Origin of the sequence: Sphingomonas sp. KR3-1 (genome assembly GCF_040049295.1) — a bacterium.
Classification (GTDB): Bacteria; Pseudomonadota; Alphaproteobacteria; order Sphingomonadales; family Sphingomonadaceae; genus Sphingomonas.
Genome location: NZ_JBDZDQ010000001.1, coordinates 1,948,166 through 1,961,872, shown reverse-complemented (window position 1 = coordinate 1,961,872; position 13,707 = coordinate 1,948,166). Strand labels below are relative to the sequence as shown.

Sequence of the window (13,707 nt, the reverse complement as noted above, 5' to 3'; positions counted from 1 at the left end):
GGATTACACCGGCATGCTCATGATGTCCTTGTATGCGGACAGGAGTTTGTTGCGGACCTGGAGGGTCGCTTCGAAGCCGACCGACGCCTGCTGGCGGGCGAGCATCACCTTGGCGATGTCGACCGTCTCGCCGCGCTCATAGGCTTCGGACAGCGCACCGGCCTGGTTCTGGGCGGCGTTGACCTGCTTGAAGGCGTCTTCCATCGACGCGGTGAAGTTCGCGCCCTTGGCACCCTCGGTGCCGGTGACGGCGGGCGTATCATTGGCCTTGGCGAGCGCGGCGTTGCGCTCGAGGATCTGGGCGCGCAGCGCCATGACCCGGTCGACGCTCATCGCGCCGCCGCCGATCCCGTCCACCCCGCTCATGCCGAAGCCCTCGCCTTGCTATCGATCTGCTCGCCCTGCTCGCGCGCCTTGGCGAGGCGATAGCGCAGCGTGCGCTCCGAGATGCCGAGCCGCTTGGCGGTCTCGATCCGGCTGCCGCCGCATTCGGCGAGCACTTCGCGGATCGCGGCGAACTCGTGCATCTGAACGATGTTGGAGAGCGTGCCCGACGCTTCGACGTCGGCACGCTGCGCGGCCGGGCGGTCGAAGATCAGGTGCTCGGGATCGATGGTGCGGCCGCCGCAGAGCAGCAGCGCGCGCTGGATGACATTCTCGAGCTCGCGGACATTGCCCGGCCAGTCATGGTCGCGCAGCGCTTCGAGCGCCTCGTTCGAGAGCCACGGCATCGCGCCGCGGCCGCCGGCATGGCGGACCACCATCGCGGCCGAAAGCGCGGCGATGTCGCCGGGACGCTCGGCCAGCGCCTTGGTCATCAGCGGGAAGACCGAGAGGCGGTAGTAAAGATCGGCGCGGAACCGGCCAGCGGTGACTTCGCCCTGCAGGTCGCGATTGGCGCAGGCGACGACGCGGACGTCGATCTTCTCCGGCATGGTGCCGCCGATCGGCACCACTTCGCGCTCCTGGAGCACGCGGAGCAGCTTGGCCTGGAGGTTGAGCGGCATCTCGGCGATCTCGTCGAGCAGCAGCGTGCCGCCATGCGCGGCGCGGAAGAAGCCCTGGCCGCCCGAGGACGCGCCGGTGAAGGCGCCCTTCTGGTGGCCGAACAGCATCGCCTCGAGCATCGTCTCGGGCAGCGCGGCGCAGTTGATCGCGACGAAGGGCCCGTCGCGGCGGGCGGAATTGTTGTGGATGGCGCGGGCGAGGACTTCCTTGCCGGTGCCGGTCGGGCCGTTGATCAGCACGGTGATGTCGGACGCGGCGACGCGCTCGGCGAGCGCCAGCAGCGCCAGGCTCTCGGGATCCGCGGCAACCGGCTCCTGCGGCCCACGCAGCAGCGCGGTGGCGAAGCCCGCACCGACCGCGGCATCCTCGGGGGTGTAGGAAAGGCGGGCCGGATTGCCGTCACCGAACGCGATCGCCTGGCGGCCTTCGTCGCCCAGGATCAGCGTGCGCGCGGCGGCGGGGGGCACTTCGCCCTCCGCGACCAGGAACAGGTCGTTCGCGCTCGGGCGGCCATCCTCGCAGGTTCCGACCGCGAAGCCCTGGGCCCGCAGAGAGGAAACGAGTGCGTATTTCTGGCGCAGCACGGCGGCGGACGGAACGATGGATCGCATTGGTAAACCCCCTGAACACCATCCTTCTGGGGCTAGGTTGGTTAACGCACCGTAAATTTACGTAATCCGCCACCACCTTGGTCCGGGCGCGTCTACGCGTGCGCACGTAGCGCCGAAATTTTTTGCTTAAGCCGGGCCGGCAGCGGCCGTTCCTTGCCTTGGCGGCTCCGAGCTCCCGTTCAGGGGGGTAGATGGGAAGCCGACGAGCATGGAGTAACGAACATGACTGTTATCGGAACCAACACCGCGGCGCTGCGCGCCGCCAACGCTTCGACCGGCGCCAACAGCGCGCTGGCCACCTCGATGGAGCGCCTGTCGACCGGCAAGCGCATCAACAGCGCGAAGGACGACGCCGCCGGCCTGGCGATCGCTTCGACGATGACCGCTTCGATCCGCGGCATGAACCAGGCGGTTCGCAACGCCAATGACGGCATCTCGATGGCGCAGACCGCTGAAGGCGCGCTCTCGGAAGTCACCAACATGCTGCAGCGCATCCGCGAGCTGTCGGTCCAGTCGGCTTCGGGCACCTACTCAGACGACGACCGCGGCAACCTGCAGACCGAAGTCACCGCGCTGACCACCCAGATCACCAACATCCTGTCGAACACCACCTTCAACGGCGTGGCCCTGTTCGACGGCACGGCAGGTGACTCGGGCAGCGTGACCATCCAGACCGGCTCGACCGCGGCCGACACCGTGTCGCTCGACTTCAGCGAGATCGACCTCGACGACGCCGTCGGCATCGATATCTCGGACAAGGACGACGCTTCGGACGCGCTGCAGACGATCGACGACGCGCTCAAGACGGTGAACACCGCCCGCGCCAGCCTCGGCGCCGGCCAGAGCCAGCTCGAATCGGTGGTGAACAACCTCCAGTCGAACGTGGCGAACCTCAGCGACGCACGCAGCCGCATCGAGGACACCGACTATTCGACCGAGACGGCGGCGCTCGCCAAGGCGCAGATCCTGTCCCAGGCTTCGACGGCGATGCTCGCTCAGGCGAACCAGAGCCAGCAGTCGGTGCTCAAGCTTCTCCAGTAAGCGCGTGCCGGTCGGGGTGTCACCCCCCTGACAGGCACCAAGGCCGGTCACCCCTTCTTGCCGGAGGGGGCGCATGGGGAGCCCCGGTGGTCCGAGTGATCACCGGGGCTTTTCCGTTCTTGTTCAGTGCGGCGCCGGCCGGCACCGTGATATCAGCGGCTACCCGGCCTGCCGCCCGGCTTCCATTCCGGCTTGTCCGCGCTGTTCGCCAGCGAGCGGATCGGCTCGACCAGTGACTGGATCGCCCGCGTCATGAACGCGATGTCGAGGCTGGCGAGATCGTCCTGCGGGGTATGATAGGTCGGGATCACCGCCCAGCCCGAGATGGTGTGGGCGACCACGCCCTGCAGCGCGAGCGAGTAGTTGTCCGAGCGCTCGAAGAAATGCTGCTCCGGATAGGGATCGGGCCCGACCAGCGCGCCGTGGCTCTTCAGCGTCTCGCCCAGGTTCGACCGCTCGAAGCCGGTCATCATCATCTGGCCGGCAGGGAGCTTGGGATCCTGCGCGCCGATCATCTCGAACTCGATATTGGCGACCATGTCGGCGAGCGGCACCGGCGGGTGCATGCCGAACCAGGTCGAGCCCATCCCGCCAATCTCCTCCGCACCATACGCGACGAACAGCACGCCGCGCTTCATCGGCTTGCCGGCGGCGAGTGCGCGGGCCAGCTCGAGCACCGCGGTGGTGCCCGAGGCATCGTCATTGGCGCCGTGCATGATCACGCCGTCCGACCGCACGCCGAGGTGATCGAGATGCGCGGTGAGCAGGATCACCCCTGCCTTGGGATCAGTGCCGGGCAGCCAGCCGATCGCATTGGTGGTGATGCTGGTCTCGCGCGCGACGTCGAGCCTCACCTGCACGTCTGCACCCGGCGTCCTCGCCAGCGCATCGAACTGCGCCGCGGGAACCACCGCGACAACGGTGCGCGGCTCCTTGGGCGCGCCGTCGAGGAAGGTCGGCATGCGTGGCTGGCCACCCATCGCCTTCACCATCGCATCGGTCTTGGCGCTCTGGCGCAGGACGAGCAGCTTGACGCCCTTGCGGCCGGCAGCGCGGTACATCGCCATGATGTCGGGATCGCCCGAGGCGAGCACGACCTCGCCCGCCGGCAGCGCCGCGGGATCGGTGCCGGCGAAGACCACCGACTTGCCGCCCGTCCCCTCCGCCGCGCCGACCAGCACGCCGATCTGGGGCACATTGATGCTGCCCGAGACGAGCGACGCGCCCTTGAGGGTGGCACGCACGATCGTCGCCGGCTGGAGATAGCCCTGCATGCCCGGCGCGGTCTTCAACCCGAAGCCCTCGAACTGGGCGGCCACGTATGCCGCAGCGATCGCCTCGTCGCGCGTCGCGCTGCCGCGGCCCTGCAGCGCATCGCTGGCCAGGAAGCTCTCATGCGCGCGCACCCATTCGGGGCGGACGGTCCACTTGTCCTGCGCGAAGGCCGGCGAGGCCAGCAGCCCGCACGCCATCGCGCCGGCCAGGAAGAGATGCTTGGTCACGTGAAATCCCCCGAAATGGTTCGGGGCCGATGTGTGGGGCAAGCACCGGGGCCGCGCAAGCGGAGCGCGGGCCGGAAAGTCACAAAAGTCACTACATACACGCGCGTGCGCGCGCCCGCGCGCGTGGGAAGTCAGGTTCGGGAGGGCTTCCGGGGAAGGCGCTGCGAAGGCCATGCGCGGAGTCTTGCAGACGAAATCCTACATTACCAGTGCTGTTCCCCGGCGAACGCCGGGGCCCAGGATCACAAGCGACACCGCAGAGAAACCCTGAGCCCCGGCGTTCGCCGGGAACGGAAGGGAAGGACAGCGAAGAGCCCTACCCCAGCCGCCGCGCCAGCCCCTTTTTCAGCCGGGCATGCGCGCTCGCCTTGATCTGGCAGATGCGCGCGGCGCCGACGCCGAGGACCTGGCCGATCTCCTCGAGGTTCAGTTCCTCGACATAATAGAGCTGGATCACCTGCTGCTCGCGCTCCGGCAGCTCGGTGATCGCGGCGATCAGCGCCTCGCGCTGGTCGCTCTCGGCAAGCTGCTCGAAGGCGTTGGGCTCGTCAGACATGAACCAGGGGCTCTCGTCCGAATAGGCCTCGTCGATCGAATCGAAGCGCACCGCCTCGGCATTGGCATAGTCGGCGCGCAGCTTCTCGACCGTGACGCCGAGCTTCGCGGCAAGCTGCTCGTCATCGGGCGCGCGGCCCAGTTCATGGGTGAGCACCGATATCGCCTCCTGATAGGCCTTGCGCCGGCGCATCGCGCCGCGAGTGGTGGTCGCCTGGCGGCGCAACTCGTCGATCATCGCGCCGCGCAGCCGCGTGGCGAGATATTGCTCGAACGTCACCTGCCCGCGATCCTCGAAGTTCGCCGCCGCCTCGATCAGCGCGACCAGGCCGATCTGCACCAGATCCTCGACCTCGACGATCGAGCTCATCGAGCCATGGATATGCCAGGCGATGCGCCGGACCAGCGGCAGGTGCCGGCGCACCAGTGCCTCGGGATCGCGCCGCGGCGGCGTGGGCGTGTAGGTCAGCGGTGGATCGAGAGCCAGTGAAGCCATGGCGTCGAGTTTCCCTGGGGTGAAAGCGTTCATGCGGGCAGCGCCTCCGGCGCGCCGATCACGGCGATGACTTCGACGGCCTTGTCCTCGGGCACTTCGAAGAAGCTCATCACCGGCGTGTCGGGCAGGACGTTCTTGAGCAGCTTGCGGATCGCGACGCGGATCGACGGCTGGACGACGAGCGCGAAGGGCTTGGCCTCGGCGATCAGCGGCTGGGCGGCGCGCTGCAGCGCATCGGCGATGCGGCGGCCGAGATCGGGCTCGATCGTGTGGCGCTTCGACGGATCCGAGCGGACCGCCTGGCCGAGCAAAGCCTCGAGCTGGCCTTCGAGCGTCATCACGCGCAGCGGCTCGCGCACACCGCACAGCTTCTGGATGATCAGCGGGCCGAGCTCCGGACGGATCAGCTCGATCAGCTCGTCCGCGTCGAGCGTGCGCTGGGCAGCGACGGCGATCGCGGCGGCGATGCGGCGGAATTCCTTGAGCGGGATATTCTCCGCGAGCAGGCCGCGCAGAACCTGGGTGAGCGTGGTGAGCGGCAGCGGCGCCGGGCAGAGCGCGGCGACCAGCTGGGCCGAGCGCTCCTTGAGCCCCTCGAGCAGCGCCTGGACCTCGTCCGGGCCGAGCAGGTCGGTCGCATTCTGGATCAGGCACTGGTTGAGATGGGTCGCGACCACGGTGCCCGGATCGACGACGAGATAGCCCAGCCCGGTCGCGGCATCGGCATCGCCCTGGGCGATCCACTGCGCGTCGAGGCCGAAGGTCGGGTCCTTGACCGACTTGCCGTTCAGGCGGCCGGCGGCCTGGCCGGTGTCGATCGCGAGCATTTCCTCGGGCGAGACATTGTCCTCGGCGACGACGACGCCGCCGATGACGATCCGATAGGTGAAGGGCGCCAGGTTGATGTCGTCGCGCACGCGCACCTGCGGCACGACGAAGCCCAGTTCCTTGGAAAGCTGGCGGCGCACGCCGGTGATGCGGCTCATCAGCGGCCCACCGCGGCGCTCGTCGACCAGCGGCACCAGGCCATAGCCGATGTCGAGCATCACCTGCATGTTGTCGGTCACTTCGTCCCAGCTGATCCGCGAGAGATCGGCGGGCTCGGCCGGCGGCGCGGCGACGACCTTGGGACGCCGGGCGGCCTTGCGCAGATGCCAGGCGGCGAAGCCCGCGCCGGCGGCCGCGGGCAGCATCAGGAAGTGCGGCATGCCCGGGAACACGCCGAGCAGGCCGAGGATGACCGCGACCGGGGTCCAGGTCTTGTGGCTGGCGAACTGGCTGCCGATCTGGCCGGCAAGGTCGTCGCTCGACTTGACCCGGGTGACGATGGCGGCGGCGGCGATCGAGAGCAGCAGCGCCGGCACCTGCGCGACCAGCGCGTCGCCGATGGCGAGCAGCACATAGGTCGACGCCGCCTCGCCCACCGCCATCTTGTGGCTGGTGACGCCGAGGATCAGCCCGCCCACCACGTTGATCGCGAGGATCAGCAGGCCGGCGACGGCATCGCCCTTCACGAACTTGGACGAACCGTCCATCGCGCCGTAGAAATCGGCCTCGGTCGAGACTTCGATGCGCTTGGCGCGCGCCTCGTCCGGCGTGATCAGGCCGCCGTTCAAGTCGGCGTCGATCGCCATCTGCTTGCCGGGCAAGGCATCGAGGGTGAAGCGCGCACTGACTTCGGAGACGCGGCCCGCACCCTTGGTCACCACGATCATGTTGATGATCACGATCACCGCGAACACGACCAGGCCGACGACATAGTCGCCGCCGATCATGAAGGTGCCGAACGCCTCGATCACATGGCCGGCGGCGCTCTCGCCCTCATGCCCGTGCACCAGCACGACGCGCGTCGAGGCGACGTTGAGGCCGAGGCGGAACAGCGTGGCGAACAGCAGCACGGTGGGGAAGGCGGAGAAGTCGAGCGGCTTCTGCGCGTTCAGCGCCACCATCAGCACCGCGAGGCTGATCATGATGTTGAGGATGAAGAAGGCGTCGAGCAGGAAGGCCGGGATCGGCACCACCATCAGCGCGACGAGCAGCAGGATGGCGCCGGGCAGCGCGAACCCCTTGATGGCGGGCAGGGTGCCCGCGGGAAGCGAGATTGCGGTCACGAGGGGTTACGCTCCCAGATTCGCGAGCATGAGATAGGCAAGCCGGGCATTTTCCGGCGTCGGCCGGAGCGGATCGATGCGGCGGCCGAGCGGATCGGTCGCGGCGGCGCCGTCGGGGCGCGAGACGTTGAGCTGGGCCAGCGTGTTCTGCACCCAGTGGCGATCGCTATCGACCGCGCCATTGCCGAGCACGACTTCGTTGTCGCCGTCGCTCCAGGCGGGGGCGGTGGCACCGAAGCTGCCGTCGAGGCTGTCCGACGCGATTCCGGTGGCGCCGCCGGCGCTGGCGCCCTGGTCGAGCTTGCCGGCGAAGCGGCCATAGATTTCCGAAAGCGTGCGCGGCTGGCCGTTAGACGCGTAGAACACGCTGCGATTGGCGCGGGCGGCGGCCGGGAACATCGCGGCGCCGGTGCGGTCCGGGCTGTCGGCCATTGCGCTCAGGAACTTGTCCGCCCCGCCCAGGCCGAGGAAATGCGCCATGTAGAGGTCGGTGCCGGTCGCCGGGCGGCCGAGGCTGTTCTCGAGCGACGCCTTGTTGTCCGACGCATGCTCGGCGGCCATCAGCGCGGCGGTCTGCGGATCGCTGCGCAGACCGAGGATCGCGGTGCGCGCGGCGGGGTCGCTCACGACATAGCGGCCCGAGCTGGTCTGCTTGATGCTGTCGGCGGCCCAGGACAGGCCATGCTCGGCGCCGTGCTGCTTGAGCACGCCGAGCCAGCTCTGCTCGATGAATTGATAAAGGCCGGTGGCCGACGAGGTGCCGGCGCGCGCATCGGCCTTCAACCCGCTTTCGACCTGTGCCTGGCCGAGCAGATAGTTGAAGTCGATGCCGGTCTTGCGGCTCGCCGCGGCGATCGCCGTCTGGACGCTTGCCTTTGAGTTGACCGAAGTGACGCTCATCTAGTCCCGATCCGGATTGCCCTTATTCGGGGCTATCGGAGCAAGGACCGTGCCAGTTCTGGTTAATGAGCGTTAGCCACGGGACTCAGGCCAGCGCGTAGCCGCCCGGCTTGTACGACGGCGCCTGCTGACCGGAAAGAAGTTGCAGGCGGCGGCGAACATTTGCCGCCATCAGGTTCACATAGATGCGGCAGGTCTCGTTGAGCTTGTGCGCCTCGGCGGCGAGCTCGCGGATCTCCGGGCCGGGGGCCTCGCCGTCGTAGAGCGCGACCGTGTCGATCGCGGCGAGCTTGGTGCACGTCGCCGTCTCGAGCGCCGATACGTCGTTCGCCTTGAGCGCCGCGATCTCGGCGTGGAGGCATTCGATCACCTGGATCAGGGCGTCACGACGCGTCACGGGACTTCCAATCGAGCTTGAGCGCCAGCAGACGATCGGCGATCGTCGAGGGCGACAGCGGGAACTTGTTGTCCTGGATGGCCTTGCGGATGCGCGCGACCCGCTCGGTATCGACCGGGGGCTGGGCGGCCTGGGTGGAGGCGATCTCCGCCGCGGCGCTCTGCACCGCCGGCGTGTCGCTCGCCACCGGCCGGACCGCCGCGACCTTGGCCGCGGCGTCAACGGGCACAGTGCGGCGGTCGGTGACCGCGCCTGCCTTCGTGCCGATTGATTCCACCATTGCCTGCAATCCTTGCTGTGCCTGCAGTCCTTCAAACGACCGCCGGCGCGCAAGTTTTACAGGAAAATTTCAGTTGCCCTCGCCGTACCCCGGCAGGCGGGCGCGGCCGGGCTCGATCGCGATCGCCTGGATCGGCGGCGCCTTGTCGTCGATCTTGACGCTGATCCGGGCGCCAGGCGCCGCATCGTTCATCGCCGTGCCCTGGCGCGAGATCGAGAATCCGTCCGATCCCGCCTCGACCGTGACCGCGTCTCCGCGCTTGATCACCGGCTCGGCCTTCACCGGCACGGGCGGGCGGACGACGACATTGGCGGGCATCGGCGCCTCGACCGCCGCCCTGGGCCGCGGTACCGCCGCGACGGGGACGAAGATCTTCCAGGCCGGCGCCATGCAGCGGACGACGACCGCGTCATGCCCCTCGCTGCGCCAGTCGAGCTGCGGCGCGGCGCAGGCGGCGAGCTTGAGCCGGCGATCGACGGGCGCGATCGCCCCGCCCTGCTCGCCGATCTCCTTGCCGGTGAACTGGCCGACGATGGTGTCGAGCGCCTGGGTGGACTGGAAGTCCTGTGCGGCGAGGCTGAGCGCGAGGGCGAGGATCATGGCCGGTCTCCTTCGAAGCCGAGGGTGAGGACGGCGCGGCGCTGGCCGCGGCCGGTGGAAAGGACGATACGAGACGGATCGATCGCGCGTGCGCGGATGAGCAGCGCCGCGACCGCGCGGGCGCGGTCGGCAGCGAGGATCGGGCCGCTGCCGGTGGCGGAGTCGACGTCCGCCGCGGAGCCATCGACCTCACCGGTGATGCGCAGCCGCGTGCGGGGATCGCGCGCGGCGCTGTGCGCCCATTCGAGCGCGGAAGCGGTGTCGCCGGGCAGCGCCGAGCCGGCGGCGAAGCCGGTTGCGGTGGCGAGATCGAGCGGCATCGGCGCGGGTGCGGCGTCGCTGGCGCCGAAGCCCGCGCGGATGCCGGCGGCGAGCTTGCCCGGATCGACCTGCGTCGCCTGGAGGAAAACGAAGAAGCCGACGAGCAGCAGCGACAGGTCGGCGAGCGTCACCAGCCAGGCCGGACGCGCCGGTTCGTCCTCGTCGAATGTCGTCACGCCGCGACCTCCTGGAGGCGGCCATTGCCGGGCTCGACCGCAGCCAGCGCGGCGAGCGCGGGCTGGAGGCGGAGGCGCTCCTGCGCCTCGTGGCGGGCGCGGCGCTTGAGGCGGGTGGCGACCGGCAGCAGCACGAGGTTGGCGAGCAGCGCGCCATAGAGCGTAGCGAGCAGCGCGACGGCCATCGCGCCGCCGATCGCCTGCGGATCCTTCATCGCGGCGAACATGCCGACCAGCCCGATCAGCGTGCCGACCATGCCCATCGCCGGCGCGAGCTCGGCGGCGCCGGACCACAGCTCCCAGGCGCCGCGGTGGCGCTCGAAACGCGTGCAGCGGCGCTGCTCGAGCAGGGTCTCGACTTCGCGGGGGTTGGCGCCGTCGACGATCGCGGCGACCGCGGCGGCAAGGTCCACATCCTCGATCTTCGAGCGATCGAGCGCGATCACGCCGTGACGGCGCGCAATCCGGGTCAGCGCGGCGGCCTGGGCGAGCAGCGGCTCGGCATCGAAGCGGCGGCGCGGCAGCACGGCGAGCGCAGCGACGCCGCGAACGAGGTCGCCCGAGGCGGTGCGCAGCACGGCGCCGGCCGTCACGCCCCCGCCGACAATGGCGAGCGCGAGCGGATCGAGGAAGGTCCCGAGCGCGGGAAGCACATTCATATCCATGCCCGTGTGGGTGCAAGAGCCGGGCCAATTGCGCGGCGGAGAGGGCGGCGCCGGCAAGGGCCCGCAAGGCGGCAACCGGCTGCCGACACAGCGGCAAAAACCTGCCGCCAATTGCCGCTCCCGAGAGGAAATCAGGTTTTTTCGCCCCCCAGGACAAATTGGCACGACGGTTGCAGAGAGGTGCCCAAGCCCTCCGGCGATCTTTTGTACGGGAGACCTGCAATGCCCAACGACAGCCTCTTCGGCGTACATGGCGCAGCGCTGACCGTGCGCTCGCAGCGCATGGGATTGCTCGCGTCCAACATCGCGAACGCATCGACCCCTGGCTACAAGGCCAAGGACATCGACTTCCAGGCGGCGCTCAACGGCGCCACCGCCAATGGCGGCTCGATCGATGCCTCGATCGACGCCAACACGCTCTACCGGGTGCCGCTCCAGCCCTCGGCCGACGGCAACACCGTCGAGCTGACCACCGAGCAGACCGCCTTCGCCGAGAACGCCGTCGCCTATCAGACCACGCTGTCGTTCCTGAACGGCCGCATCGGCCAGATCACGCGCGCGCTGAAGGGAGAATAAGCATGGGGGACCAGCCGCTTTCGATCTTCCAGGTCTCCGGCCGCGCGATGAGCGCGCAGCTGGTGCGGATGAACACCACGGCGTCGAACCTGGCCAATGTCGGCAATGTCGCGTCGAGCCCCGAGGCTGCCTATCGCACGATCAAGCCGGTGTTCCGCACCGCCTTCGACCAGGCGAGCGGCATGTCGACCGTCGATGTCGAGCAGGTCGTCACCGCGGGCTCCGATCCCACCAAGCGCTACGATCCCGGCAACCCGATGGCCGACAAGGACGGCAATGTCTGGGAAGCCGCCGTCGATGAGACCCGGGAGCTGGTCGACATGATGGAGACCTCCCGGAACTACCAGAACAACGTCGAAGTGATGCAGACTGCCAAGCAGCTCATCGTCGACACCCTCAAGCTGGGTCGCTGAACATGAGTGATTTCGATACCACCCTCACCAACCTGGGCATCACCCGGTACAATGGCAGCACAACGTCCTCGTCGGGCACCACGCTCAACAACACCACCGACACGTCGAAGACCGGCACGACCGATATGGGCGTCTCGGACTTCCTGTCGCTGATGACCGCGCAGCTCAAGAACCAGGATCCGTTCGCGCCGGTCGACAACACCCAGATGGTCGCCCAGATGGCGCAGTTCTCGTCGCTCTCCGGCATCACCGAGATGAGCTCGACGCTGAAGACGATCGCCGGCCAGCTGGGCACCAGCACGCTGAACGACGCGATCGGCTATGTCGGCAAGAACGTGCTCGTCCAGGGCTCGACTGCCTATCCGCGCACCAGCGGCGGCCTGGCCGGCGCCGTGGCGCTGGAGGCCGATGCCAAGGACGTGACCGTCACCATCAAGGATCAGAACGGCAACACGCTGAAGACGATCGAGATGGGCAAGGAAACCTCCGGCGCGGTCGCCTGGGACTGGGACGGCAAGACCGATGCCGGCGAGGATGCCGGCGCGGGCCCGTTCAACGTCAGTGTCACCGCCACCGACGGCACCGGCAACGTCAAGGCCTATCCGCTCGTCTGGGCGCCCGTGACCGCGGTCGCGATGGGATCCGACGGCAAGCCCACGCTCACGCTTCCGGGCATCGGCAACGTGTCCACCGACGCCGTCTGGCAGGTCGGCTGAACCAGTTTTTCCTTAGGAGTTACGGAAAATGTCCTTCTTCACTTCGCTCTCGGGCCTGCAGGCCGCTCAGACCGACATGTCGACGATCTCGCACAATCTCGCGAACGTGCAGACCAACGGCTTCAAGAAGAGCACCACGCAGTTCGCCGACGTCATCGCGTCGACCGCCAACATGAACCCCACCCAGATGGTCGGTTCGGGCGTCGTCGTGAAGGCGGTGCGCCAGCAGTTCGGCCAGGGCGGCTTCACCCAGAGCTCGTCGGCGCTCGACGTCGCGATCTCGGGCGATGGCTTCTTCATCGTCAAGGGCGACGAGAAGAGCGGCAACGGCGTCTCCTACACGCGCAACGGCAGCTTCCAGGTCGATGCCGACCGCTATGTCGTCGATGCGCAGGGCAACAAGCTCCAGGTCTATCCGGTGGACGGCTCGGGCGCGGTGGTCGCGACCGGCCTTTCCTCGACCGTCAGCCTGCGCCTGCCGCAGACCAGCGGCACGCCCGAGGAGACCGAGAACGTCAAGCTGGGCCTCAACCTCAATGCCGGCTCGGCGATCCCGTCGGACAATCCGAAGTTCGACGATACCGAGTACAAGTTCGACCGTTTCGACCCGACCACCTACAACCAGTCGGTCCAGACCACGGTCTATGACGCGAACGGCAACGCGCTGACGCTGACCAACTATTTCGTCCGCGAGACCAAGCCGGCCGGCACCGACGCGACCAGCACCTGGAAGGTCTATTCGTTCGTCGGCGACCAGCAGCTCAATGCCGGCGACGATCCCAACACGCTCAAGCAGATCGAGCTGACCTTCGACAGCACCGGCAAGCTCTCGGATCCGACCGCGCCGATCACCTTCATGGGCTTCCTGGCGCCGGGCGCGACCTCGGAGCAGGTGCTCAAGCTCGACCTGACCCAGGGCACCACCCAGGTCAGCTCGCCGTTCAGCCTCAACACGACCAGCCAGGACGGTTCGCCGGTGGGCCAGATCGAAGGCGTGACGATCGGCGACGACGGCACCGTGACGGCGAGCTTCTCGAACGGCGACACCCAGGCGCTCGGCAAGGTCGTGCTGGCGAGCTTCACCAACAATGCGGGCCTGCGCCAGCTCGGCAACTCGACCTGGGCCGCCACCGGCTTCTCGGGCGATGCGCGGCTGGGCGAGCCGGGCACCAACGGCTTTGGCGGCCTGATGTCGGGCGCGATCGAGCGCTCGAACGTCGACATCACCGAGGAACTGGTCAATCTGATCGCGGCACAGCGCAACTTCCAGGCGAATGCCAAGGCGCTCGATACCGCCAGCCAGATGTCCCAGACGATCTTCAACATCCGTAGCTGACGC

General features: G+C 68.3%; 16 protein-coding genes. 5 read left to right on the top strand and 11 right to left on the bottom strand.

Annotated features, from left to right (window positions below):
- Positions 1-3: 3 nt before the first annotated feature.
- Positions 4-366, bottom strand: coding sequence for a flagellar hook-basal body complex protein FliE (fliE, locus tag ABLE38_RS09645; protein ID WP_348973933.1), 363 nt, complete (start codon positions 364-366; stop codon positions 4-6).
- The gene (locus tag ABLE38_RS09640) at positions 363-1,619 is read right to left on the bottom strand and encodes a sigma 54-interacting transcriptional regulator (protein ID WP_348973932.1); all 1,257 of its coding nucleotides are present in this window, start codon (positions 1,617-1,619) and stop codon (positions 363-365) included. The genes fliE and ABLE38_RS09640 overlap by 4 nt, the downstream gene beginning before the upstream one ends.
- A 222-nt stretch (positions 1,620-1,841) precedes the next feature.
- Here ABLE38_RS09640 and ABLE38_RS09635 point away from each other — a divergent pair, with 222 nt between their 5' ends.
- Positions 1,842-2,660 (top strand): flagellin, encoded by an 819-nt coding sequence (locus tag ABLE38_RS09635; RefSeq protein ID WP_348973931.1) that lies wholly within the window; start codon positions 1,842-1,844, stop codon positions 2,658-2,660.
- Positions 2,661-2,812: 152 nt separating this feature from the next.
- Here the strand turns inward: ABLE38_RS09635 and ABLE38_RS09630 are convergent, their stop codons facing one another.
- From ABLE38_RS09630 to ABLE38_RS09590, 9 genes are all read right to left on the bottom strand, one after another.
- Positions 2,813-4,162 (bottom strand): M28 family peptidase, encoded by a 1,350-nt coding sequence (locus ABLE38_RS09630; RefSeq protein WP_348973930.1) that lies wholly within the window; start codon positions 4,160-4,162, stop codon positions 2,813-2,815.
- 316 nt (positions 4,163-4,478) lie between these two features.
- Positions 4,479-5,213, bottom strand: coding sequence for a FliA/WhiG family RNA polymerase sigma factor (locus ABLE38_RS09625; RefSeq protein WP_348973929.1), 735 nt, complete (start codon positions 5,211-5,213; stop codon positions 4,479-4,481).
- A gap of 29 nt (positions 5,214-5,242) precedes the next feature.
- A complete protein-coding gene (flhA, locus tag ABLE38_RS09620) occupies positions 5,243-7,294 on the bottom strand; it encodes a flagellar biosynthesis protein FlhA (RefSeq protein ID WP_348974480.1) in 2,052 nt (683 codons plus the stop codon).
- Positions 7,295-7,330: 36 nt separating this feature from the next.
- The gene (locus ABLE38_RS09615) at positions 7,331-8,224 is read right to left on the bottom strand and encodes a lytic transglycosylase domain-containing protein (RefSeq protein ID WP_348973928.1); all 894 of its coding nucleotides are present in this window, start codon (positions 8,222-8,224) and stop codon (positions 7,331-7,333) included.
- 85 nt (positions 8,225-8,309) lie between these two features.
- Positions 8,310-8,621, bottom strand: a complete 312-nt coding sequence (locus ABLE38_RS09610; protein ID WP_348973927.1) for a flagellar protein FlgN — start codon at positions 8,619-8,621, stop codon at positions 8,310-8,312.
- Positions 8,608-8,901 (bottom strand): flagellar biosynthesis anti-sigma factor FlgM, encoded by a 294-nt coding sequence (gene flgM, locus ABLE38_RS09605; RefSeq protein ID WP_348973926.1) that lies wholly within the window; start codon positions 8,899-8,901, stop codon positions 8,608-8,610. Before flgM ends, ABLE38_RS09610 begins: the two co-directional genes overlap by 14 nt.
- A 69-nt stretch (positions 8,902-8,970) precedes the next feature.
- Positions 8,971-9,501, bottom strand: coding sequence for a flagella basal body P-ring formation protein FlgA (locus tag ABLE38_RS09600; RefSeq protein WP_348973925.1), 531 nt, complete (start codon positions 9,499-9,501; stop codon positions 8,971-8,973).
- Complete coding sequence (locus ABLE38_RS09595; RefSeq protein ID WP_348973924.1) at positions 9,498-9,998, bottom strand: flagellar motor protein MotB; 501 nt, start codon at positions 9,996-9,998, stop codon at positions 9,498-9,500. The genes ABLE38_RS09600 and ABLE38_RS09595 overlap by 4 nt, the downstream gene beginning before the upstream one ends.
- The gene (locus ABLE38_RS09590; RefSeq protein WP_348973923.1) at positions 9,995-10,657 is read right to left on the bottom strand and encodes a MotA/TolQ/ExbB proton channel family protein; all 663 of its coding nucleotides are present in this window, start codon (positions 10,655-10,657) and stop codon (positions 9,995-9,997) included. The genes ABLE38_RS09595 and ABLE38_RS09590 overlap by 4 nt, the downstream gene beginning before the upstream one ends.
- Positions 10,658-10,885: 228 nt before the next feature.
- Here ABLE38_RS09590 and flgB point away from each other — a divergent pair, with 228 nt between their 5' ends.
- From flgB to ABLE38_RS09570, 4 genes are read left to right on the top strand one after another with little or no spacing between them, the layout of a single operon-like run.
- Positions 10,886-11,239, top strand: coding sequence for a flagellar basal body rod protein FlgB (gene flgB / locus ABLE38_RS09585; protein ID WP_348973922.1), 354 nt, complete (start codon positions 10,886-10,888; stop codon positions 11,237-11,239).
- A gap of 2 nt (positions 11,240-11,241) precedes the next feature.
- A complete protein-coding gene (flgC, locus tag ABLE38_RS09580; protein ID WP_180144305.1) occupies positions 11,242-11,652 on the top strand; it encodes a flagellar basal body rod protein FlgC in 411 nt (136 codons plus the stop codon).
- Between the two features lie 2 nt (positions 11,653-11,654).
- Positions 11,655-12,368, top strand: a complete 714-nt coding sequence (locus ABLE38_RS09575) for a flagellar hook capping FlgD N-terminal domain-containing protein (protein ID WP_348973921.1) — start codon at positions 11,655-11,657, stop codon at positions 12,366-12,368.
- Between the two features lie 28 nt (positions 12,369-12,396).
- The gene (locus ABLE38_RS09570) at positions 12,397-13,704 is read left to right on the top strand and encodes a flagellar hook protein FlgE (protein WP_348973920.1); all 1,308 of its coding nucleotides are present in this window, start codon (positions 12,397-12,399) and stop codon (positions 13,702-13,704) included.
- Positions 13,705-13,707 lie beyond the last annotated feature (3 nt).

What these genes read in the sequence shown, in the direction of transcription:
- ABLE38_RS09570 (WP_348973920.1), top strand. Translation starts at nt 12,397, where the DNA reads ATGTCCTTCTTCACTTCGCTCTCGGGCCTGCAGGCCGCTCAGACCGAC.
- ABLE38_RS09590 (WP_348973923.1), bottom strand. Translation starts at nt 10,657, where the DNA reads ATGAATGTGCTTCCCGCGCTCGGGACCTTCCTCGATCCGCTCGCGCTC.
- fliE (WP_348973933.1), bottom strand. Translation starts at nt 366, where the DNA reads ATGAGCGGGGTGGACGGGATCGGCGGCGGCGCGATGAGCGTCGACCGG.
- ABLE38_RS09635 (WP_348973931.1), top strand. Translation starts at nt 1,842, where the DNA reads ATGACTGTTATCGGAACCAACACCGCGGCGCTGCGCGCCGCCAACGCT.
- flgB (WP_348973922.1), top strand. Translation starts at nt 10,886, where the DNA reads ATGCCCAACGACAGCCTCTTCGGCGTACATGGCGCAGCGCTGACCGTG.
- flgM (WP_348973926.1), bottom strand. Translation starts at nt 8,901, where the DNA reads ATGGTGGAATCAATCGGCACGAAGGCAGGCGCGGTCACCGACCGCCGC.
- ABLE38_RS09575 (WP_348973921.1), top strand. Translation starts at nt 11,655, where the DNA reads ATGAGTGATTTCGATACCACCCTCACCAACCTGGGCATCACCCGGTAC.
- ABLE38_RS09625 (WP_348973929.1), bottom strand. Translation starts at nt 5,213, where the DNA reads ATGGCTTCACTGGCTCTCGATCCACCGCTGACCTACACGCCCACGCCG.
- flgC (WP_180144305.1), top strand. Translation starts at nt 11,242, where the DNA reads ATGGGGGACCAGCCGCTTTCGATCTTCCAGGTCTCCGGCCGCGCGATG.
- ABLE38_RS09600 (WP_348973925.1), bottom strand. Translation starts at nt 9,501, where the DNA reads ATGATCCTCGCCCTCGCGCTCAGCCTCGCCGCACAGGACTTCCAGTCC.
- ABLE38_RS09615 (WP_348973928.1), bottom strand. Translation starts at nt 8,224, where the DNA reads ATGAGCGTCACTTCGGTCAACTCAAAGGCAAGCGTCCAGACGGCGATC.
- ABLE38_RS09640 (WP_348973932.1), bottom strand. Translation starts at nt 1,619, where the DNA reads ATGCGATCCATCGTTCCGTCCGCCGCCGTGCTGCGCCAGAAATACGCA.